This is a genomic window from Luteibaculum oceani (assembly GCF_007995015.1).
Lineage (GTDB): Bacteria > Bacteroidota > Bacteroidia > Flavobacteriales_D > Luteibaculaceae > Luteibaculum > Luteibaculum oceani.
Genome location: NZ_VORB01000002.1, coordinates 104,696 through 130,522 on the forward strand (window position 1 = coordinate 104,696; position 25,827 = coordinate 130,522).

Sequence of the window (25,827 nt, forward strand, 5' to 3'; positions counted from 1 at the left end):
GGTTAATTTTGTTGTTGTTGATTACTCAAAAACTGTTCCAAAGATAGTTCATCAGGAATTAAAACCTTCCTGGCTTTCGATCCTTCAAATGGCCCAACTATTCCCGCAGCCTCCAATTGATCTACGATTCTCCCAGCTCGGTTGTATCCCAATTTTAATTTTCGTTGCAGCAGGGAGGTAGACCCTTGTTGATGCGCCACTATAACTCTTGCAGCTTCTTCGAACAATTCGTCTTGCTCTCCGTCTAAAATTTCAGAAGGCCCATTGTCACTTTCGTCCGCTACCTCAGGTAAAAGGAAAGCGCTTGGATATCCCCTCTGTTCTCCAACATATTCACAAATTTCCTCTACCTCTGGGGTGTCTACAAATCCACATTGTAGCCTTACTAGATCGTTTCCAGTGGAGAAAAGCATATCTCCCCGTCCTATTAATTGCTCAGCACCCCCTGAATCTAATATGGTTCTAGAATCTACTTTAGAGGTAACTCTAAACGCAATACGAGCCGGGAAATTCGCTTTAATAATACCCGTTATAATGTTTACCGATGGTCTTTGAGTCGCAATGATTAAGTGAATTCCAATTGCTCTAGCTAACTGTGCTAAACGAGCTATTGGCATTTCAACTTCCTTACCAGCAGTCATAATTAAATCTGCAAACTCATCTACTACTAAAACAATGTAAGGAAGGTATTTATGTCCTTTTTCTGGGTTGAGTTTTCTGTTTATAAACTTCTTGTTGTATTCTTTAATGTTCCTAACCTGAGCATCTTTTAATAGCTCATAACGGTGGTCCATCTCCACGCAAAGTGAATTAAGTGTCTTTACCACCTTAGAAGTGTCGGTGATAATCGCCTCTTCTTCATCGGGTAGCTTCGCTAGGTAATGGCGCTCTATCTTGTTAAATAGGTTAAGCTCTACCTTCTTAGGGTCAACAAGTACAAATTTAATCTGGGCTGGATGCTTTTTGTACATCAGCGATACCAGGATAGCATTTAATCCAACAGATTTACCCTGACCCGTTGCACCAGCCATAAGAAGGTGAGGCATTTTTGCCAAATCTGCAATAAAGGTCTCGTTGCTAATGGTTTTACCTAGTGCTACCGGCAGATCGTATTTACTGTGTTGAAATTTCTCCCCTTTAATTAAGGTTTTCATGGCTACCATATCCGGGTGGGTATTGGGAACCTCAATACCAATGGTACCTTTTCCTGGAATAGGGGCAATAATTCTAATTCCCAGTGCTGCTAGGCTCAGGGCGATATCATCCTCTAGGTTTTTAATCTTGGAAATTCTCACTCCCGCTTCTGGTACTATTTCGTATAAAGTAACCGTAGGCCCAATGGTGGCTTTTATTTTAGAAATTCCAATCTTATAATTTTGAAGGGTGGTGATAATCTTTTGCTTATTCTCTTCAAGAGTGGTTTTATCCATCCGCTCTTCCAGAGTTAGGTGTCCACTTCCATGGTCTTCGAGCAGGTCTATAGGTGGTAGTTTAAAACTAGATAAATCTAATTTGGGGTCGTAAGGACCAAAATCTTTGAGGCGCTTATTTACCTCTCTGTTTGATAATTCTTCCTCAACATTGTTCGATTGCTCATCAATCTCTAGCTCGGTATCCTCACTTTCTTCCAAATTGGAATTTTCATCCTCGGGACTTTCTTCAGCATTGCTAGTATCTATAACCTCAAATTGTTCGTCGCTGTATTTAAGGTTTATTTCACTTTCAGCCTGGTCTACATCTTCATTTGAAGTACTTGCCGCAGGTTTGGAATCTTCTTCTTCGCCTTCGTCGGGTACCAATTCAGCTTTGGTAAGTTTGGTGTAGAAGTCTTCCTCATCCTGAGCTGAAGTAGTATTTGACTCGGATTGAAGGGTTTCATCCATTTTCGAGGCATTCCCAGTTGCCAATTTTGCTTTCTTTTCGAACAATACATCCAGATTGGGATTGAAGGTATATACCACATAGGCAAATGCCATCAATGTAAGTAGTAGGGCGGAGCCAACACTACCAAGCAACCCAATAAAAAATTCACTTAGGAAATAACCAATTGATCCACCTAAAAAGGGAAGGTTGGCACTAAAGAAAAATCCAAGTAAAAAAGGAAGGAAAATAAGGTTGAAAATGAGGTTTTTAACCAGCTTTGGCAAGGGGGTAAGACTAAATCCAAGCCCGATTTTAACTCCCAGAACAAATAACAATAGGACAAAACCAAAGGATGCAATTCCAAATGATTGGTGGATAAAATGATGTGATAACCAAGCTCCAATTTTTCCTAGCCAATTGCTAACGGTAATTTCTGGGTTCATCAATTCCCAGAACGATTTCGAGGCGACAACCGATTGATCATCCTGCCAAGAAAAAAGGTAGGAGGTGAAGGAAAGGAATAAAATTGCGCTTGCGATAACAAAAAACGCTCCAACTACCTTTTTAAATTTGGGATCTTTAAAAAAGGTTAGGCTAAATTTTTTCTTATCCACCGGTTGTCTTCCTCCCCGGGTTCTCTTTTTAGGTGCTTGCTTTTTCCGTGCCATTAATTGAAAAATCCACTGAAATTCTCAAAATCTTCTTTAGTTGCCTTTCGGTAGCCCGAAGGTAACTCAGTATTTAAATCGTTTGGAATATTGTTCTTATACCAAAGAATGTGAACCAAAATATCCATACCCATTTCAATACCCTCCAATTTATATTGCAAAGGTACTCCTGCTAAGTGTTTAAACCTTGGGAAAAGGGGGGTGTTTATCCCTTTTAAATAGTAAATGGGGAACTTTTTCCCCTTGTTAACGCCAATTGCCAGGTCTAAAGTGTAAGCTTCTTTGGTTATTTTTTTGTCGGTTAGCTTTATTTCAAAGGGCTTTTCTTCAACTGGGGTAGGGCTTTTGTACCATACTTTATTTCCCATGGCGCTTACATAATTTAAGATGGAATCCGAACCAGCATCTGCGATTCTAATCATTGAAACCATACCGAAATTTATTTTTTGAACCACGCGTTTATCATTCCCGTAGAGAATGCACCCTTTAGGTAGGAATTGCTGCTGGATGAGGTTTAACGAGTCGGTTTTGGAGTAGCTGTATTGTAGCTCCACTGCAAAGGATTGATCCTGAGCGAAACTTAAAACCGTTAAAACGAGCAGATTAACAAAGAAAACTACAGTTTTTACCACAGTATTTTTTCTTTATTTAAAAATGCTGCAATTCCATTCTGGCAATCTTCTGTTGCCCTTGCCTCAGCATTCATTTTCGCTGCCAATTCTAATGCCTCGTTCAAGTTGGACGTATCCTGAGCCTTCGCGATAAGTTGTTTGGTTAAAAATAAGGATGCACCAGAAGCTCCAGTACATAGTTTACTCGCTACCTTTTTAACCTGATCATGTATGTCGTGATTGCTGAATACAGCATTGAATATTCCCATTTCACGAGCCTCTTCTGCTGGGATTAGCCTCCCTGTAAGCAAAAGGTCTTTAGCTTTAGCCTCTCCGATTTTGCGAACTAGAAAAACGGAAACAAGGGCAGGTATGAACCCTATTTTAACTTCGGTGTACCCATACATCGCTTCTGGAACCGAATACACCAAGTCACAAACGGTTGCTAATCCGGCGCCACCCGCAATTGCATGCCCCGTAATCTTGGCGATTATTACCTTTTTTAAATTATACATGGTCTCGAACAAATTCATAAGGGTTTTCGAGTCCGCTAAATTCTCTTCAAATGTGTTTTTCTGTAAATCTTGGAGGTAAGATAAATCAGCTCCTGCACAAAATGCTGGTCCGTTACCACTCAGAATTATAACCTTAACCGAGGGATCCGATTCCAAAGATTTAAAAGCCGTAGTAAGTTCAATTACTAAATTTTGGTTTAAAGCATTTCGTTTTTCCGGCCTATTGAGTTTAATTTCAGCAATTCTGTTGGCTATTTCTATCTCTATGAAATTGTACATTATTGGTTGGCTTTGCTACAAAAATAACCCATTATCCAAGCCTCAGAGGACTATACTTTTTTAATTTTCCACAGTTATGAATGCATACTTTGTTAATTGAGATTTAATAAAGCTGCTGAATTACCTATTTTTGCCAAAAATTTCTGCATGCAACAACTTTCCCAACTCCTCGAAAAGGAGGTCTTAAAAGCCATAAGTGATATATTCCAAGTAGAGGAGAATGTAAAACTGTCTTTTCAAGAGACTAGGAAAGAGTTTGATGGTGAAATTACTTTAGTGACCTTTCCTTTAACCAAGCCCCTTAAAGGAAAACCCGAGGATATAGGTGAGAAAATTGGTACTTATCTTAAGGAGAATAACGCGTTAGTACAAGATTTTAATGTGGTTAAAGGTTTTCTAAATCTTGTAATTAACGATGAATACTGGTTGGAATCTTTAAATGATTCTATTTCGGATAACAAGTTTGGGAATGTAAAATCCGAAAACCCCAAATCGGTAATGGTGGAGTTTTCTTCCCCAAATACCAATAAACCACTGCACCTAGGACATTTAAGAAATATTTTTCTTGGTCATGCCGTATCCAATATCCTAAAGGCAAATGGACATGAGGTTAAAAAGGTGCAGATCATAAACGACAGAGGAATTCATATCTGCAAGTCTATGTTGGCTTGGCAGTTATTTGGAGAAGGTGAAGCACCTGGGGAGTTAAAAGGGGATAAGCTGGTAGGGAAGTACTACGTTTTATTCGATAAAAAGTACCGAGAGCAAAATGAAAAGCTAATTGCGGAATGGGAAAATAAGTACCCAGATGACCTTCCGCAATCCGATAAGGAAAAGCAGCTTTTGTTTAAGCTTAAAACAGACGGAAAAGAGTCAATTAACGAAAAGGATAAGGAGCTTTTAAAAACGCTTTGCGATAGAAATAATAAATATCTCTTAGGTGCCCAAGAATTGCTTAGAAAGTGGGAGAGCGAAGACCCAAAAGTAAGAGCGCTTTGGGCTAAAATGAATGGTTGGGTATACGACGGCTTTGAAGACACCTACAAAACCATGGGGGTAAGCTTCGATAAATTATATTACGAATCTGATACTTACCTAAAAGGCCGCGAAGTGGTGCTTAAAGGACTTAAAGAAGGGTTGTTCTACCAGAAGGAAGATGGTTCCATATGGATAGACCTCGAGGGTGAAGGACTGGATCAAAAACTGCTGCTTAGATCTGACGGAACTGCTGTTTATATGACTCAAGATATTGGAACAGCAATACAGCGCTATGAAGATGTTCCTGAGTTAAACCAGATTGTTTACACTGTTGGAAACGAGCAGGATTACCACTTTCAAGTTTTATTTAAGATCCTAGAGAAAATGGGCTATGGTTGGGCGAAAAACTGCTACCATTTATCTTATGGGATGGTTGATTTGCCTTCCGGAAAAATGAAATCTCGAGAGGGTACCGTTGTTGATGCCGACGACCTGATGAAGGAAATGGTAGATGAAGCCGAACGCATTGCTCAAGAACTAGGAAAGGTTGATGCTGCAGATAAAGAGGCTTACCAAAAGCTACACAATACAGTCGGCTTAGGGGCATTGAAATACTTTTTACTAAAAGTAGACCCGAAAAAGCGCATGCTTTTCGATCCAAAGGAGTCTATCGATTTTAATGGTCATACTGGGCCTTTTATCCAATATACTTACGCCAGAATTAAGTCCTTATTGGATAAATCCGAGCTCGACTTTAAAGAGATCAACACAGATATTCAGTTACATGCCACCGAAAAACAATGTGTGGTTATGTTGTTGAAATACCCAAGCATTGTTAAAGAGGCTGGAGAAAATTACAATCCAGCATTAATTGCAAATTATATTTACGACTTGGTTAAATCTTATAACAGTTTCTACCAAAGTCAAAGCATATTAAAAGAGGAAAATAAAATTCTTTCATCCTTTAGGCTTGCATTAAGTAAGAAGGTAAGTGAGGTGATAGCTCAGGCCATGAATTTATTGGGTATTGAGGTGCCAGAAAGAATGTAAAACCTGTAAAAAAGCATTTAGAAATTATGTTCGAAAGTATAAGTGATAAGTTAGATAGGGCGTTTAAAGTTCTTAAAGGGCACGGTCAAATTACCGAGGTAAACGTTGCTGAGACCTTAAAGGAAGTGCGTAGAGCCCTGCTAGATGCCGATGTTAACTTTAAAGTTGCAAAGACCTTTACTGACACGGTAAAAGAAAAGGCGTTGGGGCAAAATGTACTTACTAGCGTTACGCCAGGTCAATTACTTATTAAAATTACCAAAGACGAGCTTACCAAATTAATGGGGGGCGACGCTACCGATATCAATATCAGTGGTAACCCTTCTGTAGTTTTAATGTCGGGTCTTCAGGGTTCGGGTAAAACTACATTTAGTGGTAAGCTTGCTAATTTTCTAAAAAAGAAAAAGGGTAAAAAGCCCCTTTTAGTTGCCTGTGATGTTTACCGTCCTGCAGCTATCGATCAGCTTCACGTTGTGGGTGAGCAGGTAGGTGTAGAGGTATACTCAAACAAGGAGCAAAAAGACCCAGTAAAAATTGCTCAAGAGGGAATAGAGTTTGCAAAGAAGCAAGGCTTAAATATGGTTATCATCGATACCGCTGGTCGTTTGGCCGTGGATGAAAAGATGATGAATGAGATTGCTGAAATCAAAAATGCAATCAATCCACAAGAGGTACTTTTTGTTGTGGATTCCATGACCGGGCAGGATGCTGTTAATACGGCAAAAGCCTTTAATAGCCGATTAAATTTCGATGGTGTAGTATTAACGAAATTAGATGGTGATACCCGTGGTGGAGCGGCTTTATCCATTCGTAAGGTGGTAGATAAACCCATCAAGTTTATCGGTACCGGAGAAAAAATGGACGCGCTGGATGTGTTTTATCCAGAACGTATGGCCGACCGTATTCTTGGAATGGGAGATGTGGTTTCGCTTGTAGAACGCGCCCAAGAGCAATACGACGCCGAAAAGGTTAGAAAACTCCAAAAGAAAATTGCCAAGAACCAATTCAATTTCGAAGATTTTATGGATCATATCCAGCAAATCAAGAAAATGGGGTCGGTTAAAGATCTTATGGGGATGATACCTGGAATGGGTAAGGCCATGAAAAATATGGATATAGACGATGACGCATTTAAAGGCGTTGAGGCTATTATCCAATCCATGACGGTACAAGAAAGGGTACAACCCGAGTTAATTAACTCAAGCCGTAAAAAGAGAATCGCATCCGGTAGTGGTACTACTATTCAGGAGGTAAATAGATTAATAAAGCAGTTCGAAGAAACTAGAAAAATGATGCGCATGATGTCTAATAAAAAGAACATGATGGGTATGATGAATCAGTTTAAAGGAATGCGCAGATAATAAGGGGTATGAGAATTCTAGACGGTAAAAAAACAGCGGAACAGGTTAGGCAGGAAATTAAAAAAGAGGTCGCAACCTGGGTGGATAAAGGAAACAGACCTCCACACCTTGCAGCGGTGCTTGTAGGTGACAATGGAGCCAGCCAAACCTATGTTAACGCTAAGATTAAAGACTGTGAGGAAGTAGGTTTTAAATCTTCACTAATCAAGCTTTCCGATACCATTACCGAAAAAGAATTACTCGAAAAAATAGATGAGCTAAATAGCGACGAATCGCTAGATGGGTATATCGTTCAGCTACCTCTGCCAAAGCACATTAACGAAAAGAAAATTACGCAAGCCATTTCTCCTACTAAGGATGTAGACGGATTCCATCCAGAGAACTTGGGGAAAATGGTTTTAAATCTCCCAACTTTCTTACCTGCAACGCCATACGGAATTATGCAGTTGCTGGAGTACTACAGCATAGATACCTCTGGTAAAAATTGTGTGGTTGTGGGAAGATCCAATATTGTGGGAACACCGGTAAGTATTTTAATGAGTCGTAATAATGACCCAGGAAATGCAACGGTAACTCTTGCGCACTCCAGAACTCAAAACCTAGAGGCTTTAATTAAAACGGCCGATATTTTAATTGTAGCTCTTGGAAAACCAGACTTCATAAAAGGGGATATGGTAAAAGAGGGTGCAGTTATCATAGATGTTGGAATCACTCGTGTGACAGATAGCTCTAGAAAAAAGGGATATAGGGTAGCAGGAGATGTTCATTTTGAAAGCGTTAAGAAAAAAGCTTCCTTTATTACTCCAGTTCCTGGTGGAGTAGGACCTATGACGCGTGTATCGCTTCTAAAAAATACCTTACTTGCCTGTAAAAGAAAGGCGTAATGGCTGAAAATGGCAATTTGAACCCAGAAGAAGAAACTCAGGAAGAATTAAAACGAATTAATTTTTCCCTAAAAAGAGTTCTTGTATCAATTATAAAGCTTTTCAAAAGCACTTTTAATATCCGAGAGGGTGCTCAAATCAAAGAGACTTCCGACGGAATTAAAAGGGATATTTCTTTTAAAGGACATAACAGCTGGATTTTAGTCTTCAGTATTTTTATTGCCAGTATTGGTCTTAATGTCAACAGTATTCCTGTTGTAATTGGAGCCATGCTTATTTCGCCGCTAATGGGCCCTATTTTGGGACTTGGCCTAGCTGTGGGTACCAACGATTGGGAGACCTTAACCCGTTCGCTGAAGAATTTTGGGATTATGATCCTGATTGCTTTAGCAACTTCAACCCTTTATTTTTCTCTTTCTCCTCTAACGGAAATTACCTCTGAATTATTGGGAAGGGTAAAACCCACTATTCTCGATGTTTTTGTTGCAACCTTTGGAGGTTTAGCTGGAATTGTTGCAGGTTCTAGAAAAGAAAAGAGCAATGTTGTGCCAGGTGTTGCCATAGCAACGGCACTAATGCCGCCTCTTTGTACCGCAGGATATGGCTTAGCTATTGGGTCAACCTCCGTTTTCTTCGGAGCAATGTATTTGTTCTTGCTCAACTCTGTTTTTATCTGTATTACTACTTTTCTAGTTATCAGGTTTTTAAAATTTCCTCTGGTAGAGTTTGTAGATACAAAAAAGGAAAAGCGCATCCGATTATCTATTACCATTTTCGTAATCGTTGTTATGGTGCCTTCGGCTTTTATTTTCTACGATGTTATCAAGGAAACCATTTACAATCGTAACGTAAGAAATTTTTTAGCTCAAGAGCTGTATTACGAAGGAGCTGAAATAATAAATGAAAAGGTTGTTTATAGTGACGATGAAAAGGCGATAGACATCTTTCTAATAGGGGAAAGGGTGCCAGAAGGGGTTATTCAAGGATGGCGCAAGAAAATGGAAACCTACGATTTAGCCGATGCACAGCTTACTATTCATCAGAGTAAAGACGAAACGGTTGAAATAGCAGGTAAAGTCTCCGAACAAGTAAAAAGTGGAATCATTCAGGATCTTTATGAAAAGAATGAAGCACTTTTAGCATCAAAAGACGAGCGAATTGAATTCCTAGAGAATCAGGTAGTTATGCTCGGTAAACGGGATACAATGGCGCTAAAAGCCTTGTACAATGAGGCAAAGATACTCTATCCATGGGTGGAAGCCATCGAAGGGGGATATGTGAATAGAATCACAACGGGCAGTTCAAAAAATTTACCGTTGGTCATAACTTATTATACTAAAAATTTTAATCCAGTTATTGATAGTACTAAATACAATAGGTGGGTTAGGGCTAGGTTGAAGGAGCCTCGCCTTAAAGTAAAATTCATCAAGGCGGATTAAATTAAATTCTTGCCAATTCTAGCTTTATTTGGTTTCGTTTGTTAAGTGTATTAGAATACATAGTTTTGTTTAAACTGTGTTCTGTAGTAATCTTGTTTGGGTATTGAGTTAGTACGCGGAACTTTGTGTTTTAAGAGTCTTTAATAGGAATTCAAGGCTTTTGCCACGGGTTAAACTAATTTTCAATATCCAATCTATTTTACAGGAACGCAATGTGTAATCCTTAACTCATTGTTTATGCCTTTAAACAAACGCCTTTCCCTGTTTTTTTCCCTGTTCCTGTCTTCCGTCTTGGTGTATTCGCAATACTGCGATCCCTACACTTATTGCGACACGAAATTTGAATGGATTAGTCTGGGTCAGCATAAGATTAATCTTCCATCGAATTGTTACAGTTGGAGGGTGGACGACAGAACGGCAACGGATACCTTGTACGTATCTCCATCACAAGGAGGATTGCTTTCTGCTAAAATCTTGAAATATCAGGATGTCCTTGTCTTTGCCTATGTCGACTGGAATAAGAGTAATTCGTTCTCTTCAAATGAAACCTACGAACTTACTGGCTCCTACCAAGATGCAACAGGCCATAAGTATTTGCTTTCTACACCCTCTGGAGTAAACTCAGGTACTTACCGATTAAGAATGCAGGTTATATATAGTTTGGATCACTACTTAGATGGTGGTGGACCATGTTATAATGGAGCATATCACTATGTGGATATTACATTAAAAGTTACCGAAGATATTCCTGCTCCAGGAGGTGGAGGAACCTATTGCGAAGCAAAAGGATCTTCATATTACTGTGGATTTTACTGGATAGCCAATGTAAGGGCACAAACCGATGGGCCCACATTCAATAATTCTTCGGGTTGTGAGCGTTATGGAGATTTTACAAATAAGGAGATTTTTTGGAGTACTGGAAATACCTATGATGTTACTCTTACCAATTATAGAACCACCACTGTCGGGGTATTGTCTTGGGTGTTCATAGATTGGAATAATGATTACGATTTTGATGATCCAGGTGAAACTTTTCAAGCTGGATTGAATAATGGAACTCAGACTTGTACAGTAATTGTTCCCACAGGAATACCTTCTGGTTCCCGAAGGATGCGAGTGTTTTCCACCCTATGGATAGAAACGGCGAAATCATGTGGAACAGATAATTATGGAGAGTGGGAGGATTACACCGTTGTAGTAACAAATACTCAAAACCCTCCTCCTGGTTGTGTTCAGCGTGCTAGTTATGTTCCTGCTCACCTTAGTAATGGGCACTGCACCGACCTAGATACTATTTCTTGGGGAGCAGTCCCTGGGGCAACGCATTACGATTTTTCTTTGTTCCCATTTGGTCAATCTACTCCACTATTTACCAAGCGAGTTAGTACCAATATGGTGGTGATTCCAGGAGGATTATTGGAAACATCCAAAAATTACGAAATTCTTGCAGAGGCAATAAACCCTAACGGAAAAGCTAGAAACTGTATTAAAAGTAGGTTTACTACTGCTCCTGATTTTGGAGATATTCGTTTTACTCCAGATACATTGGTAGCAATGTGTCGTGGTCGATCGCTACAGATTTCAGCTACGGTAAGTCCTTTTAAACCCGGAGATACCTATTACTGGGATGATCAGGATAATATGTTGAACAATAGCAATATTCTAGATCCCATCCTTACAGCAACGAAGGCAGGAAACAGAACTATTGACTTTGTTTTAACCAATAGCTATGGTTGTTCTACCAGAGAAACAATTTACCTAGACATAGAGCAATCTGCGGCAGGTTCTTACCTCAAAGATAGCGAGGGAGAAGTTTGCGTGGGTGATTATTTCGAAACTAAAATTATCCCTGCTAACCCAGATGTATTACCCAATGCTCAAATGACGGTTGAATTACTGGATACTTTAACTGGGCAATACAACCCTACTTCCGATGTTATTTTACCAAATGGGGTGGTTAGGTTAACTCCAGCTGCTATTGGAGATTACACTTATAGAATTAAATTCGAAATGGGAAGTTGTGTGGATTATACCAACGAAATTAAAGTTGAAAGCTTCCTTATTCCCGATATGCCTATAACTAATTTCGTAGGCTACAACAGCTTTTGTAGAAGTGAAGGGCATGAATTACAAGTGTTAAATTATACTACTGGATTAACGTGGAATACTGGTAGAAAAGGAACCAATCATCCGCTTTTCGAATCTGGAATTTTCAATGTGACCTACACCACGCAGCAAGGTTGTTCTAGAACGAGTCCGGATATAGAAATTATCCTGAAAGAAAGCCCAGCTAAGCCCAACATCCAAGTATTAACACAGGCTCCATTTTGTGAAGGGACAGAGGTTGTTTTAACCTCAGATGCCGAAGGACAAAAGTTATGGAGTACAGGGCAGATTGATGATACGATTCGTGTTACAAAATCTGGTAATTATTTAATTACAGCTCGTCATCCTAATGGTTGTTCCAATACATCCATTCCTGCAGGAATAGAGTTTAAAAATTTACCTCAAAAACCGCTAATTCACGCGGTTTATCCAACACCATTGTGTGATGGTGATTCTGTGGTGATATTAAATCAAACTGGCCGTCCTGTAACTTGGAGCAATGGTGCCCAGGGTGATATGTTAATTTACAAAGACGATTTCGAGTTGTTTGCTAGCATTGAGGAGCATGGTTGTGAAAATGTCAGTGAAACCTTTGATTTTAGTTTTGGCTCTAACCCAGAAAAACCAACCGTTTCCGCAAGTCCAGAAGGACCTTATTGTAAGGGAGATGAGGTTACGCTCTCTACGGATCATCAGGGAACTATTAAATGGTCAACAGGTATTGCTAAGCCCATCCTAAAGGTGCTTAATTCTGGAAGTTTTGTAGCCATTGCAGAAGGTGAAAATGGGTGTACTACCGCTTCGGATGCATTGGAAGTTACATTTAATGATAATCCGGTAAAACCGATTATAGAGCTTGGTGAGGATTTAATTTCGGTTACCAATGCCGAGAATGATTTGTTCTACCGATGGTTTAAGGAAACAAATGAAATTGATGGCGATGGTAGTCCTGAACTTGAAGTGTATGAAAGTGGTGTATATACGGTGCAGGCTAAATCGGATATGGGATGTACTTCGGCCTTAAGTGACGGAGTATTCTATGCCTCCAAAACAACAAGTGTTGGTGAGTTTAACTCTACTGAGTTTTCTATTTACCCCATGCCTTTTGATAAGTACTTTAATATTGAAGGGGAGGACGTAATTGAGGGAGTTGTTATTTACGACGCTCAAGGCAAGCAAATCGACCAAATTTCGGTGAAATATATCACTCAAACACATGTCGAAATTACCATAGAGAACCCTGGTTATTATATCGTTAAGGTAAAAAGTGCAAGCGGTTTAAAAGCGCTGCCCGTTATTTCAAAATAGTTAACTAGCAAATAGTTACGTAAACGCCTCTGGTCTTGATCAGGGGCGTTTTTATTTGCTATTGGTCAAACGCTATAGCTGGCCAATATAATTTGGGTAACTTTGGGCCACACAAAGTTCGAAATTCCCAACATGAATAATTTATTCGCTCTAGTTTTTACTTGTATGGCAATATCTGCCATCGGTCAAGACATTTTATCCTACAGAGATTCTGTAATCCCCATGGATTTTATAGATATGAATGGAGGATTACCAACGGAGGTGATTGCTGCCGCTGGTGAAGATGAAGTATATCCACTTGCCATTCCATTTACTTTTAAATTTTTCAATAACGAGTATCAAACGCTTTTTGCTTCCATTAACGGAAATGTGACTTTTGGTAGCAACTACCAAGGAAGAGATTTTAATAGGGAGAAACTGTGTTACCCAGTAGAGGATTTATACGATCCAGCTAGGGAGCAAGATGCTGCAAATCCAGATAATTTTATAGCGGTTTATTGGGATGATTTATTTTTAGATGGACTATGTGTACCAACTGATGGGGGAACTCCTAAACTAGCTTACAGGACAGTAGGAACAGCGCCAAATAGGGAATTCATTGTTACCTGGGATTACTTTGTTTTAAGTGCAGATTTGGTTCCCTGTGAGGCATTTCCAGATTACAACGGTTATGTAAGGGCACAATTAAAGCTTCACGAAACCACTAATAATATTGAAATTATAGTATTCTATAATAACCTTTCTGAAATAGGTGGTACGGTAGGAGTTGAAAACGAAGACGCCTCTTATGCAAACTTTGTAGAATGTGGATTAAAGAATGATCCGTTCACAGGGGCTTGGTTGTTTATGCCTAGTACCGAAGATGATCCCGGTAACCAGCCCCCTACAGGAGGTGGTGACGGTTATTGTGCTGCAGATGGTGGACCTTGTGATGACAACCGTTTTGGAACCATTACAGAGTTTACATACGGTACCATAACCACAACCGAAAGAGGTTGTGAAAAGAACATGGATCCCAGTGATACAGCATACGGAGACAATACGGATATCATATTGCCTTATCAAATAGGGACCCCAGTTAATTTTTCAGGGAGAATTAATTCTCCTCTAGGAGATCAAGCTGCAGTATGGATTGATTGGGATCAAAACCAAGTATTTGAATCTGATGAAATGGTTTTAAATACCACAACGATTAATGCTGATTTTTCTGGAACTATAGAGGATCCTCGTGGGGATTTTAAAGTTGGTTTAACGCGCTTAAGAGTTCGTACTTATGGGTTGATTTTTGCCGAAACACCTAACCCTTGTGGAACAACAGGTGATGGTGAAACTGAGGATTATAGCTTTTTTATATCAGATCCCTCTCAACCATTTCCCGATTGTCCGGCCAAAATATCTCCTGCTGATGATGCGAGGGATATTTGTCAGTCTACCAGCCTTATTTGGGGAAAACCTGCAAATGTTGTGGCCGACTCATTTCAGGTTAAGATTTTTGAAAATGGATCTCTGGTAAATACCTTTTTTACTCAAGACACTACCTATGCACCAGTAAATGGATGGGCTGTTGGGGCCAATATTGGTTGGACAATTAACGCCTATGCTGATGATATAAGTTCTGCAAATTGCGATACCAGCTATTTTGATGTGGTACCTTTTGCAGATCCTAATGTTCAAATAACTCCGGTGGGCGATACTATTTTCACTTGTAAATCATCCAACCAACCTCTAAACGGGGTAATGGGATACCCTTCAAATATCAACCACGTATGGTCTGGTCCGGCAGCAGCCTTTCTAAATAGTACTAATGCTGCTACAGTGGTTTATAATAATCCAGCAGAAACCTCATTGAAACTTTATTACTCAGCTACCAATGACTTTGGATGTGGCGGTCAGGACTCTGTGGTTATTACAACATTAGACGGAGCGGTATTAGAAGACTACTACTTAACGGAAAGTGAAATTTGCCAAGATGATACAGTTTTTGCAGTGGTAAAAGGGGCAATAGGAAACTTGGTGTTTGAAGACAGTGTGGCTGGGAGATCCTATGTTACCTTCAGTCCGGAAAAAATCAATGACACGCTTTATCAATTGCCTTTTTGGGATGCAACAAGATTTGTGAGATTAAGAGTTGAACTTGGCGATTGTGACGTTCAGCGAGATTCCATTAGATTGACCATAAATCCAGCACCAGAAAGACCTATTGTCCAATTCGTAAACGGAATTGGCGAAGCATGCCAGGGGGGAACAGTAGGAATGGAAATAACCAACTTTAGAGCTGGGATGTTCTGGAATGACGCCAATAGTACTTCAAGTGCTCAGTTGTTTACAAGTGGCTCGGGTGAGTTTTTTGCATCCTATACCGAAAATGGTTGTACTGCTAGGTCCGAGGTATTGAATGCTCAAGTTCATCCTAATCCGCAACCTGAAATATTTAAGTTTCCAAATGCAGCCTGTCAGGGTGATTCGCTAGAATTATCTGTGGTTGTAGGTTTTAGCTCTGTTAAATGGAATACTGGTAAAGCCGATTCTTTGGATCGTGCTATTATTGTTTTTCAAGATGGTAATTACCAAGTTAATGTTGTAGATACCAATGGTTGCGAAGGAAGCAATTCTGAGCAAGTTACCTTCTTTGCAAAAGCCTCTAAACCAGTAGTAACTCAATTAGATCCCGATCCAGCATGTGCGGGGACTGCGGTGAGATTAGTAGCAAGCTACGATGTTGCGGGTAGATGGAATACTGGAGCCACTTCTGATACGCTGGTGGTTACCAATTCAGGGTCCTTTACTTATAAATCTATCACCAATGAAGGTTGTGAAACCCAAGCCGATGAGGTAATTGAAGTAACTTTCTTTGAGCAAGGACAAAAATCTAAAATTACCGTGAAACCAGAAGCGCCATATTGTTCAGGAGATTCGGTTCTACTTATTTCTCAATTTGCCGATGGGAACTTGTGGAGCAACGGGGCTACTAATGATAGTATATATGTGAAGCAATCTGGTATGTACGCGGTTCGCAGTACCGATAATAATGGGTGTGAGGTAGAAAGCGAAAGAGTTGCCATTCAATTTGGAGCTATTCCTACTAAGCCATCAATAACAGTAAGTGGAAATGTATTAACCTGCGATAGTATTGGCGAGGTATACGAATGGTTTAGAGATGGTATTCCTTTAAACAAGAATCAAAGGACCATTACTGCAGTAAAGAGCGGAAACTATACGGTTAAAACGTACAATAAATTTGGTTGTGGATCTGTTAAAAGTGATCCGGTTCCAGTTACTGTGGTTTCTGTAGAATCGTACTTGGTGGAGCAGGTAAGTGTTTATCCCAACCCAAGTAATACTGGCTATTTCCATATCTCCAATGCAGAACAGTTAAATCTCGACTTTGAGTTGTTTACAATTGATGGGAAAGCGATTGATTTCACCAGTTTTAACAAAGAAACCGGATTCCAAGTGCCATCTAAAGGCCACTTTTTACTTAAAATCCGTTCTAATAATAAAGTTCGTATTCTTAAGATAGTATCACTTTAATACCAAATCTTTACCTAAACAAACCTGAAGATGAAGAAGTTATTTACTTTTTTAATTGCCTTAACATGGGGTGTTGTTTCGCAGGCCCAGTATTGCGATGCATCAAGCAGATGTATCGATTTACCTGCAACCAATTCTGATTCTCTACTTTTTGTTCAAATTGGGAATAACCTATTTATCCCTGGAAACGATTGTCCCGCAGTAACAGACAACACTGGCGATACGCTTTATATTACCACCGATGGGGGCTTAATTGAAACTCAGAATGCAACCTATACCGATGCAGTGGTAACAGGATGGGTAGATTGGAACCAAAACGTGGTATTCGATGACGATGAGTTCTTTCAATTTGCAGGACATATTTCAGTAGGCCAAACTGGGGTTCTAACTCTTCCAGACGGTGTAGGAGCGGGTGATTATACCGTAAGGTTGAAATTATGGAATAGTGTAGAAGCTGGACTAAATACGCCGCCACAAGCATGTTATGGAAGTAACCTTGTGTATCAAAATGTTGATTTCATACTGAATGTAACCGACTCTGTACCAACCACAGGCGGACCTTCAGCAGGTTATTGTGCCGCACAGGGAGATGCAGATTGTGCTTCGGTTACAACCGATGGAACCACCACCGATACTACTTTTACCTTTATAGATAGAGTAGCCGCAACTGGCGATAATGGTGGGTTTAATAATGTTACTAACTGCGATGAATACGGAAATTACACTTTTATCAAATCTGATTGGTCGGTTGGTAATGCATACCGTGTTACGGTATCAGTTAACCAAGCAAACCTAGCGGTAGTTGGAGCAGTTTATATAGACTGGAATAAGGATACCGTATTTGGACCTGAAGAAACTTACCCACTATCAGCTAACGAAGGGGATTCCATGTTTGTGAATATCCTTCCTACCGAAAACCCTACGGGAATTTATAGAATGAGGGTAAGAACAACAGGATTGTTAAATACTCCGGAGCCATGTGGAACGCAGGCGATTGGTGAAGTAGAGGATTATCATATTGTTTTAAGGTCATTGCAAGGTGGCGAACCAAGCTGTGTTGCTCAACAAATTCCATCTAATGGATCTACCGACGTTTGTACGTCAGAAATATTTAGGTGGTCTCCAGTTGCGGATGCAGCTCAATATACTGTTAGAATTACTCCAAGAGGAGCATCAACTCCACAATACAATATCCAAACAACCGATACTTTCTTTATACCGGGTAATGGACTAATACCAGATACCACCTATAACTGGATTGTTGTTCCCGAAAATGAAGCAGGGACTCAAGCCTTTGGTTGCGACACGGTTTCCTTTACTACGGCTCCATTCGCAGACCCTGTTGTGGCAATTTCCCCATCTAACGACCCGATAATCACTTGTAAAGGATCTAACCAACCTCTTCAAGGTGTGGTTGGATACCCAGGCACAATTACGCATACCTGGACAGGTTCTGGAGCAACTTATTTAGATAACATCAATAGTGGTGCGGTGGTGTTCAATAACCCCAATGAGGAATCCGTGAAATTGTACTACAATGCGGTTAACAGCGCAGGATGTGGGGGAACAGATTCAGTAACCATCACGACCTTGGATGGTGCTCAATTAGACGACTTCTACCTTGTTGATAATGTACTTTGTGAAGCAGATTCTGCACTATTTGTAATCAAGGGGGCAGTAGGAACAGTGCAGGTAGATGATTCAGTTTCGGGCTCAAACTACCAAACTTTAAACATTATCCAGCTTAATGACAGCTTGTACTATGCTCCATCACTAAGCAATGGCGTACATTTTTTAAGGTTATCTGTAATGCTTGGAGATTGTGATGTTTTCAGAGGACCAGAAATGTTGACCTTCAATTCCATTCCAACTAAACCTCAGGTAACTTTCTTTGATGGAAGCAATGGAAAGGAATGCGCAGGTGGAACGGTGGGTATGCAGGTGCTTAACTATGTTTCTACCATGTATTTTAATGATGTTAATAACACTTCAACGGATACCTTGTATACCAGTGGTAGCGGAGACTTCGTGGTGACTAACGAAGTGAACGGATGTGTAAATACATCTGATACCTTAAAGGCTAGAGTATTTGCTAACCCTTCTCCTCAGATAATGAAATCGGCTCCAGCTGCTTGCGAAGGAGATACTTTATTTCTTTCAGTAGATGCAAGTTTTGCGGGTGTTAAATGGAATATAAATACGAGTGATTCAACAAGTTTCACCATACCTGTAGTTATGGATGGAACATATAATGTTGACGTTGTTGATGTTAACGGATGCGAAGGTTCAACTTCAACTACGGTTTCCTTTTCACCTAAAGCACCTCAGCCAGTGATTACCCAATTAGATCCTAGCCCTGCTTGTGCGGGCGCAGTGGTGAGGTTGGTAGCGTCTTATGATACAGCTGGAGTTTGGAATACGGGAAGTGCCTCAGACACCCTTTTTGTTACCCAAACTGGAAATTACATTTATACATCCATTACTGCTAAGGGATGTAAAACGTCGGCTGAGGACAGCATTAGTATTGTGTTCTATAACTCTGGAGACAAAAGCAAAGTTCAGGTCAACCCAGCTGGGCCATATTGCTTTGGAGACTCCGTTTTATTGGTTTCCGAGTTTGCCAATGGTAACTTGTGGAATACGGGTGAAACGAATGACTCCATTTATATAAATCAATCTGGTACCTATTTTGTTGAAACCAATGATGAAAATGGTTGTGCAGTTAGTAGTGAAGAAGTGGAAATAATCTTTGCAAACATTCCTACTAAACCAGAAATTCAGGTAAGTGGAAATTTACTTACTTCTAGTATTGCAGGGGCCGTTTATGAATGGACCAGAGATGGTATTCCATTAAACCAGAATAAGAGAACCATTGAGGCCAGAAAAACAGGAAATTATCGTTTAAGTGTATTTAATAATGCAGGATGCGAAAGTGAGAGGTCTGAAGCCGTATTTATTACCCCAGTGGGTATTGAGGATCAAATCCAAAACGAAGAAATTTCCGTTTATCCTAACCCATCCATGGATGGGGTGTTTAATATCGAAAACGAGGATCTAGCCCTAAAATCTTTTGTTCTTTATACCCTAGACGGAAAGGTTGTATTGAAAAATAATCAACCTGAAAACTTAATTAAGATAATTGTAGATCAAAAAGGAATGTATTTGTTAAGTCTGGAAACAGATGATGGACAGGTGCTTGTCAAACTAATATATTAATGTGAAATTGGAAAAACCGAGAACCTTGTTTTCGGTTTTTTCATTAAAGAACCTAGCTATGAAGAGAATTTTATGGACATTTTTAGGTGCTCTGATTGCTTTACCTAGTGTAGCTCAAAATTCACCGGAGTACTTTATGGATAATCAAACCGTAAACGATACCATTGGGGTTTTGTATGATGATGGAGGCCCTGATCAGAATTACTCTGCAGAAAGAACATACGTTTTCACCATAACTTCTTCGAATGGAAAACCATTAAATATCTCATTTAGAGAATTTGATATTGAAACTAACGAGGCTGGAAATTCTTCAGCTTGTATATACGACTACATTGAGATTTTTGATGGTGACCAGGTCGATGAAACTAATACAACGCGTTTTTGTGGTACAGATGCTCCTGCAGATCTTACTACTTCGGGCGCGTCGTTTACAGTAAGAATGGTAACCGATGGAGGAACCGAACGTCCAGGTTTTAAAATGCTTTGGTCAACCGAACCACTACCTCCACCCGAACCTCCTACCGGTGGTGGAGAAGAGTATTGTGAGGCAAGTGGGCCTGCTTGTGGGGATAATTTCTTCGAAGTACGACTTTTTAACTTCAACGATTTTAGCAATTCATCAGAGGCCTGTGACGCGGTTAAGGGGGATTTTATTTATTCAGACTTTACCGATATTATCATCGAGTACAATGTGGGTAATCAAATAAACATTTCAGGAGAGATCCCCGGTTCTATTGGTACCGAAGTTGTAGATATATACATCGATTGGAACATAGACGGTGATTTTGACGACGATGGAGAAGTAATTAACTGCGCAAATGATCAAGCTGGTGGCTTTATTGGTGTTTCACCTGGGCCACAGAATTTTGTAACGGGACTTTCTAGACTAAGAGTTCGAGGATATGACCCTGTTTTTGGGGTTGGAACGGAAGGTCCTTGTGGAGAAACATCCGATGGCGAGACAGAAGATTATGGTTTTCTTATTCGCGATCCTCAAAATCCATTTCCCGATTGTCCAGTGCTTTTAGCTCCGGCTGATAGTAGTACCAATACTTGTCAAAATGTAAATTTAGTTTGGACTTCAGTGGAAGGTGCCGACGCTTATAAAGTAAAGGTGGTTACAGCCTCAGGGGCCGAATTTGAATTTGCTGATGGTTTAACGGACACTACCTACGTGCTGGATAGTTTAAAAGCACAAGAACAATACTTCTGGACTGTTAATGCGGTAAATTCAAACGGTGAAAGTTTTGCCTGCGATACTTTTAATCTAACGGTTGGAAAGGCTAACCCTACGGTAGCTTTTTCACTTCCAGAGGTTTCTATTTGTAGCAATACCGATTATGTTTTTTCCGCAACAGCTTCAGGTGGAGAAGCCCCATATGATTATAGGTGGAGTGGGGAAGCGGCCATTAGATTAGATGATGTGGAGAGCGACCTTCCTAATTTAGTGGATAAAAGTCCAGGTGTAGATGAACTGCTAATCGTTAAGGTATTTGATAACCGAGAGTGTTCCAGTGTACCTGATACTTTATTGGTTACAGTAAAAAACCCACCCAGTGCAGAGAATATGGTTTTGGCTGATGAGTTTATTTGCTCCAATGAATCTGGAAAGGTAAAGGCCTTTAAAAACGGTTATATCTACGAACAAAGTAACGATAAAATGAGTTGGAGCTCTTATCAACCTAATTTCATTGGAAGTTCAGATACTTTGTTGGTTGATATAGCACCTGGGGATTCAATCTATCTTAGAAACATAGCAATAGCCAATGGCTGTGTTGATACCGGTTCAGTTGTTTTCTTGCGAAAAGAGTTAGAGCTACCAAATCCAGTAATAGAAAATATATCGGGAACTACAGAGCTATGTTCTGGAGAAAATTTTGAATTAACCGTTTCCAATTATTCGGAAGGATTTACATGGTCTACCGGTAGCACTCAAGACACTATCAGTGTAAGTAACTCCAACGAAATTTTTGTACAGTTTACGTCAGCTGCGGGATGTATTTTAACTTCAGATACTTTGTCCTTAACAGTGGTTAAACCCGATCCAGAGCCTAGCATTGCCGTTTTGGGAAAGCTTGAGTTCTGCGAAGGCGATGAGGTAATACTAGAAGCGGCAAATACCAATGTAATCTGGTCCGATGCTAATCAGAGCACTACCACTCAGCTGGTGGTTAGCGAATCGGGATTCTATTCTTATATTACAACAGTAGGTAACTGTACTTTCAATTCAGACACGGTGGAGGTTACCGTTAATCCAAATCCTGATGCACTTACGTTGGATTTTGACCTTCCTAATCCCATTTGCGAGGGAAGAGATTCTGTGGTTATTACCGGTGTAGATAATATGATTTGGATAAATCCATCGGTCGCATCCAAGTCCATAACCATTTTTAATTCGGGATCTTACTATGGTTTCGTGGAAAATAGATTTGGTTGCAAAAGCCTTTCGGATACCGCTGTGATAGAGTTTAATCCAGTTCCAGAGAAACCCGTAATTCTTAATACTGATACCCTTTTATACATCGACGCCAACCCTGGGGATGAAATCTTCTGGTTAAGGGGTGCGCAAATTGTTTTAAGTGGAGTAGATCAAGATACTTTAGTTGTAAGTGAAAATGGTAGCTATACCGCGGTTATACGAAATCCATTCGGTTGTACTTCCGTATTGTCAGAGCCATTTGATTACGCTGCAACGAGCATAAACGTCAAAGGCGAATTGAAAAATCTAATGATGTACCCCAATCCAAACAATGGAGTTTTCCGGATTTCTGGTCTTATCGAAGGAGAACGATATCAATTTGAAATTATGGGCTTAGATGGGAAACTGTTGGAGTCTAAATCCATCATGGGAAGTAATTCTATTGAGTTTAAATCAGATTTAACACCGGGGGCATACGTGGTAAAAGTTAGAAGTACTGATGGTAGGGCCAGTTTGTTAAGACTAATAGTAAAATGAGCTGATTAAATAATTAAAAAAAAGGGAGCCATGCTCCCTTTTTTTGTTTCTAAGATATTGAGAATCAAGTATAAATGACTTCGATTCGGTTTTGGGAAATATAATTTTTTCTGATTTTGAATAGGGGAGATGAAAAATTATTTACCTTAGTGATAAGCAACAATTAGTTACGAACTAGTCTTTGGTTGCGAGGTCGAGAGACTGCCCACATAGTGAGGTCGAGATGCTTAACATTATTTAGATTAGAGACCTTCTCTATTTTGAGGATGACAGGCCTTATCCGAAAGGAGACGAAAGTCCAAAGGAAGTCAGATCCAAAAAGGAAACTCTAAAAATGTCAATTTGAAGTCATCTTCGAAATCAGACTATGTGGGTTTTTTATTTCTTTTGTGGCGTGAATCACGCATTAAAACCCATTTCAGAATATATCCCCGTAATGGAACGCTTTTTAACCCTCCAGGGTGAAGGCCGTTATAGCGGGTATAACGCTTATTTTATAAGACTTGCAGGATGTGACGTTGGTTGCGTTTGGTGCGATGTGAAAGAAAGCTGGGAGGTATCTGAAAACCAATGGGTAAGTTACAATACCATTTCAAATTGGTTAAAGGAAGAGTCTACGGGTGAAATTGTTGTGGTGACAGGAGGAGAACCGCTCATGTATGACCTCAAAACACTTACCAAGACACTTAGAGAGCGTAATAAGCGTTGTCACATTGAAACAAGTGGTGCTTATAAAATCAGTGGCGATTGGGACTGGATTACCTTTAGCCCCAAAAAATTTAAGGCACCTTTGCCAGAAATTTACGAGCACTGTGATGAGTTAAAGGTTGTGGTGTACAATAAATCCGACCTAAATTGGGCTGTAGAACACCAGAAAAAATTAGCCAATCCAAATTCGGTACACTTGTTGTTACAACCAGAGTGGAGTAAACGAGATAAAGTAACTCCACTTATTATTGATTTTATTCATAAGAATCCTGAATGGAGTTTGTCTTTGCAAACGCATAAATACATTGGTATAGAATGAGAATTTTATTGGTTTTATTGGGGATCGTCGCGTTAGGTTTCAACGGTGTATACGGGCAAGTAAAGTACACATCGAGCGATAAAAAAGCGATTAAGTACTACGACGAATCCATTAGGGCAATTAATTCCAATAAATGGGATGAAGCTGCGAATTATGCAAAGGAAGCCATAGAGGAAGATCCCTCCTTTATTGAACCTTACCTAATTCTTGGAGACTTCTACGAAACCACTGGTGAATACAAACAAGGGTTACAAGCCCTAGAAAAAGCGGTAAGTATAGATCCTCATTTTTATCCTACTGCCTATTTTAAGATGGCTAAGTATGCCTTGGAACTGGAAGAGTATGATTATGCAGCGCAATTAATTAAAAGCTACTTTGGTTACGAGTCCAGAAGGAAGTCCCTTGACGAGACCGCCAAAATCATTCAACGTAACGCAATTTTTGCAAGAGAGGCCATAAAACAGAAGGTAGATTTTAACCCTATTAACCTAGGACCAAAAATTAATTCAGTTCACGACGAATATTACCCAGCACTTACGGCGGATGATGAAATGTTACTCTTCACTAGAAAAATTCCAGATGCCAGAGTTAGGGGGATTGGAAATAACCCAGGGATGCAGGAAGATTTCTTTCTAGCTAAGCGTAAAAGTGCCCAAGAAGAATGGGATATGGCCTTTAACTTAAATGGACACATTAACACCGAGTATAACGAAGGGGCTCCAACCATAACTGCAGACGGAAAAACTATGGTTTTTACGGCCTGCGAGCTTTATGGAGATCTTAACTATGGTGAGGATAGGGTTGGTTATGGTTCTTGTGATCTTTTTATATCCTACAACGAAAATGGGGCATGGACCAAACCTATTAACCTAGGTAAATCTATAAACTCCAATCATTGGGAAACACAACCTAGTTTATCGGCTGATGGAAGGGTTTTGTTTTTTATTAGAGGGAAAAGGAATAGTAGGAGAGCGGTTGAGAACATGGAAATTATGTTTTCTGTGCGGATGGAAGATGGTACCTGGAGTTCAGCGGTGCCTATGCCTAGCCCTATAAATACTCCGGGTAATGAAAGTTCCGTGCTTATTCATCCAGATGGGCAAACGCTTTATTTTGCATCTACTGGGCATCCTGGTTTTGGAGGCGAAGACTTGTTTGTTACGCGCATTGGACCCGATGGGGAGTGGACGGAACCAGAGAATTTAGGATACCCCATAAATACCTCGAAAAACGAAAATTCTCTTTTGGTTTCCAGTTCTGGAGACGTAGCTTATTTTGCCTCGAATAGAGAAGGGGGATATGGCGGTTTAGATTTATATAGTTTCAAGTTGCCAGAAGGATTACGACCTGTGCCTGTAAGCTTTACTAAAGGTTTTGTATACGATGAGGAAACCAAAAAGCCACTTGAGGCAAACTTTAAACTGCTAGACCTTGAAAGCGGAAATCTAATCGTGGAGTCTAAAAGTGATGCCAAGGGAGAATTCTTGGTTACACTTCCGTCCAATAAAGACTATGCCCTTGAGGTAGAGAAGGATGGGTATTTATTTTATTCGGAAAACTTTTCTCTAGCTGAAAATCCAGATAGATCTGAGCCTAGATATCTAGAAATTGGAATGTCAGCGGTTAGACCCGGAGAAAGTGTAGTGTTGAACAACATTTTCTTTTCAAGCGGGAAATACGATTTAAAGAAATCTTCGGAAGTGGAACTAAACAAATTGTTCGATTTCTTGAGGAAAAATGCTGATTTACGAATTGCCATCGAAGGACACACCGATAATGTAGGGGAGGAAAGCGATAACCAATTGCTATCCGAAAATCGTGCTAAAGCAGTTTATGATTACCTAGTAGCCAAGGGAATTTCAAAAGAAAGATTAAAGTACATTGGTTACGGTGAAAGCAAACCTGTTGCCTCGAACGATACGGAAGAGGGAAGGGCTAAAAACAGGCGCACAGTATTCACCGTACTATAGGTCATTTATTCACTTAATATTGTGGAAAGCTGTTTTATTCCCAAGTTGCTCAGGGGGGATAATTA

13 protein-coding genes are annotated in these 25,827 nt (G+C 39.9%); 10 read left to right on the forward strand and 3 right to left on the reverse strand.

Features of this window, described 5'->3' with window-relative positions; genetic code table 11:
* Positions 1–2: 2 nt before the first annotated feature.
* From FRX97_RS02545 to FRX97_RS02555, 3 genes are read right to left on the reverse strand one after another with little or no spacing between them, the layout of a single operon-like run.
* A complete protein-coding gene (locus FRX97_RS02545) occupies positions 3–2,531 on the reverse strand; it encodes an FtsK/SpoIIIE family DNA translocase (protein WP_147013067.1) in 2,529 nt (842 codons plus the stop codon).
* Positions 2,531–3,163: a hypothetical protein gene (locus tag FRX97_RS02550; protein ID WP_147013069.1), complete on the reverse strand. Its 633-nt coding sequence runs from the start codon at positions 3,161–3,163 to the stop codon at positions 2,531–2,533. The genes FRX97_RS02545 and FRX97_RS02550 overlap by 1 nt, the downstream gene beginning before the upstream one ends.
* On the reverse strand, positions 3,157–3,936 hold the full coding sequence (locus FRX97_RS02555) for an enoyl-CoA hydratase/isomerase family protein (RefSeq protein ID WP_147013071.1): 780 nt from the start codon (positions 3,934–3,936) through the stop codon (positions 3,157–3,159). Before FRX97_RS02555 ends, FRX97_RS02550 begins: the two co-directional genes overlap by 7 nt.
* 147 nt (positions 3,937–4,083) lie before the next feature.
* Between FRX97_RS02555 and argS the strand changes: the two genes are divergently transcribed.
* The 10 genes from argS to FRX97_RS02605 all read left to right on the forward strand — a co-directional run bounded on the left by argS (position 4,084) and on the right by FRX97_RS02605 (position 25,762).
* A complete protein-coding gene (argS, locus tag FRX97_RS02560) occupies positions 4,084–5,964 on the forward strand; it encodes an arginine--tRNA ligase (RefSeq protein ID WP_147013073.1) in 1,881 nt (626 codons plus the stop codon).
* Between the two features lie 26 nt (positions 5,965–5,990).
* Positions 5,991–7,325 (forward strand): signal recognition particle protein, encoded by a 1,335-nt coding sequence (gene ffh, locus FRX97_RS02565; RefSeq protein WP_147013075.1) that lies wholly within the window; start codon positions 5,991–5,993, stop codon positions 7,323–7,325.
* Positions 7,326–7,333: 8 nt separating this feature from the next.
* The gene (folD, locus tag FRX97_RS02570) at positions 7,334–8,209 is read left to right on the forward strand and encodes a bifunctional methylenetetrahydrofolate dehydrogenase/methenyltetrahydrofolate cyclohydrolase FolD (RefSeq protein WP_147013077.1); all 876 of its coding nucleotides are present in this window, start codon (positions 7,334–7,336) and stop codon (positions 8,207–8,209) included.
* Complete coding sequence (locus FRX97_RS02575; protein ID WP_147013079.1) at positions 8,209–9,648, forward strand: DUF389 domain-containing protein; 1,440 nt, start codon at positions 8,209–8,211, stop codon at positions 9,646–9,648. The genes folD and FRX97_RS02575 overlap by 1 nt, the downstream gene beginning before the upstream one ends.
* A 237-nt stretch (positions 9,649–9,885) precedes the next feature.
* Positions 9,886–13,062, forward strand: a complete 3,177-nt coding sequence (locus FRX97_RS02580) for a GEVED domain-containing protein (RefSeq protein WP_147013081.1) — start codon at positions 9,886–9,888, stop codon at positions 13,060–13,062.
* 132 nt (positions 13,063–13,194) lie between these two features.
* Positions 13,195–16,593, forward strand: coding sequence for a GEVED domain-containing protein (locus FRX97_RS02585; protein WP_147013083.1), 3,399 nt, complete (start codon positions 13,195–13,197; stop codon positions 16,591–16,593).
* A gap of 30 nt (positions 16,594–16,623) precedes the next feature.
* On the forward strand, positions 16,624–19,809 hold the full coding sequence (locus tag FRX97_RS02590) for a T9SS type A sorting domain-containing protein (protein ID WP_147013085.1): 3,186 nt from the start codon (positions 16,624–16,626) through the stop codon (positions 19,807–19,809).
* Between the two features lie 58 nt (positions 19,810–19,867).
* The gene (locus FRX97_RS02595) at positions 19,868–22,765 is read left to right on the forward strand and encodes a CUB domain-containing protein (RefSeq protein ID WP_147013087.1); all 2,898 of its coding nucleotides are present in this window, start codon (positions 19,868–19,870) and stop codon (positions 22,763–22,765) included.
* 436 nt (positions 22,766–23,201) lie between these two features.
* On the forward strand, positions 23,202–23,792 hold the full coding sequence (locus FRX97_RS02600; RefSeq protein ID WP_147013448.1) for a 7-carboxy-7-deazaguanine synthase QueE: 591 nt from the start codon (positions 23,202–23,204) through the stop codon (positions 23,790–23,792).
* Positions 23,789–25,762, forward strand: a complete 1,974-nt coding sequence (locus tag FRX97_RS02605; protein ID WP_147013089.1) for an OmpA family protein — start codon at positions 23,789–23,791, stop codon at positions 25,760–25,762. Before FRX97_RS02600 ends, FRX97_RS02605 begins: the two co-directional genes overlap by 4 nt.
* Positions 25,763–25,827 lie beyond the last annotated feature (65 nt).

Coding starts and splice junctions, on each gene's coding strand:
- FRX97_RS02545 (WP_147013067.1), bottom strand. CDS start 2,531: ATGGCACGGAAAAAGCAAGCACCTAAAAAGAGAACCCGGGGAGGAAGA.
- FRX97_RS02555 (WP_147013071.1), bottom strand. CDS start 3,936: ATGTACAATTTCATAGAGATAGAAATAGCCAACAGAATTGCTGAAATT.
- argS (WP_147013073.1), top strand. CDS start 4,084: ATGCAACAACTTTCCCAACTCCTCGAAAAGGAGGTCTTAAAAGCCATA.
- ffh (WP_147013075.1), top strand. CDS start 5,991: ATGTTCGAAAGTATAAGTGATAAGTTAGATAGGGCGTTTAAAGTTCTT.
- folD (WP_147013077.1), top strand. CDS start 7,334: ATGAGAATTCTAGACGGTAAAAAAACAGCGGAACAGGTTAGGCAGGAA.
- FRX97_RS02575 (WP_147013079.1), top strand. CDS start 8,209: ATGGCTGAAAATGGCAATTTGAACCCAGAAGAAGAAACTCAGGAAGAA.
- FRX97_RS02580 (WP_147013081.1), top strand. CDS start 9,886: ATGCCTTTAAACAAACGCCTTTCCCTGTTTTTTTCCCTGTTCCTGTCT.
- FRX97_RS02585 (WP_147013083.1), top strand. CDS start 13,195: ATGAATAATTTATTCGCTCTAGTTTTTACTTGTATGGCAATATCTGCC.
- FRX97_RS02590 (WP_147013085.1), top strand. CDS start 16,624: ATGAAGAAGTTATTTACTTTTTTAATTGCCTTAACATGGGGTGTTGTT.
- FRX97_RS02595 (WP_147013087.1), top strand. CDS start 19,868: ATGAAGAGAATTTTATGGACATTTTTAGGTGCTCTGATTGCTTTACCT.
- FRX97_RS02600 (WP_147013448.1), top strand. CDS start 23,202: ATGGAACGCTTTTTAACCCTCCAGGGTGAAGGCCGTTATAGCGGGTAT.
- FRX97_RS02605 (WP_147013089.1), top strand. CDS start 23,789: ATGAGAATTTTATTGGTTTTATTGGGGATCGTCGCGTTAGGTTTCAAC.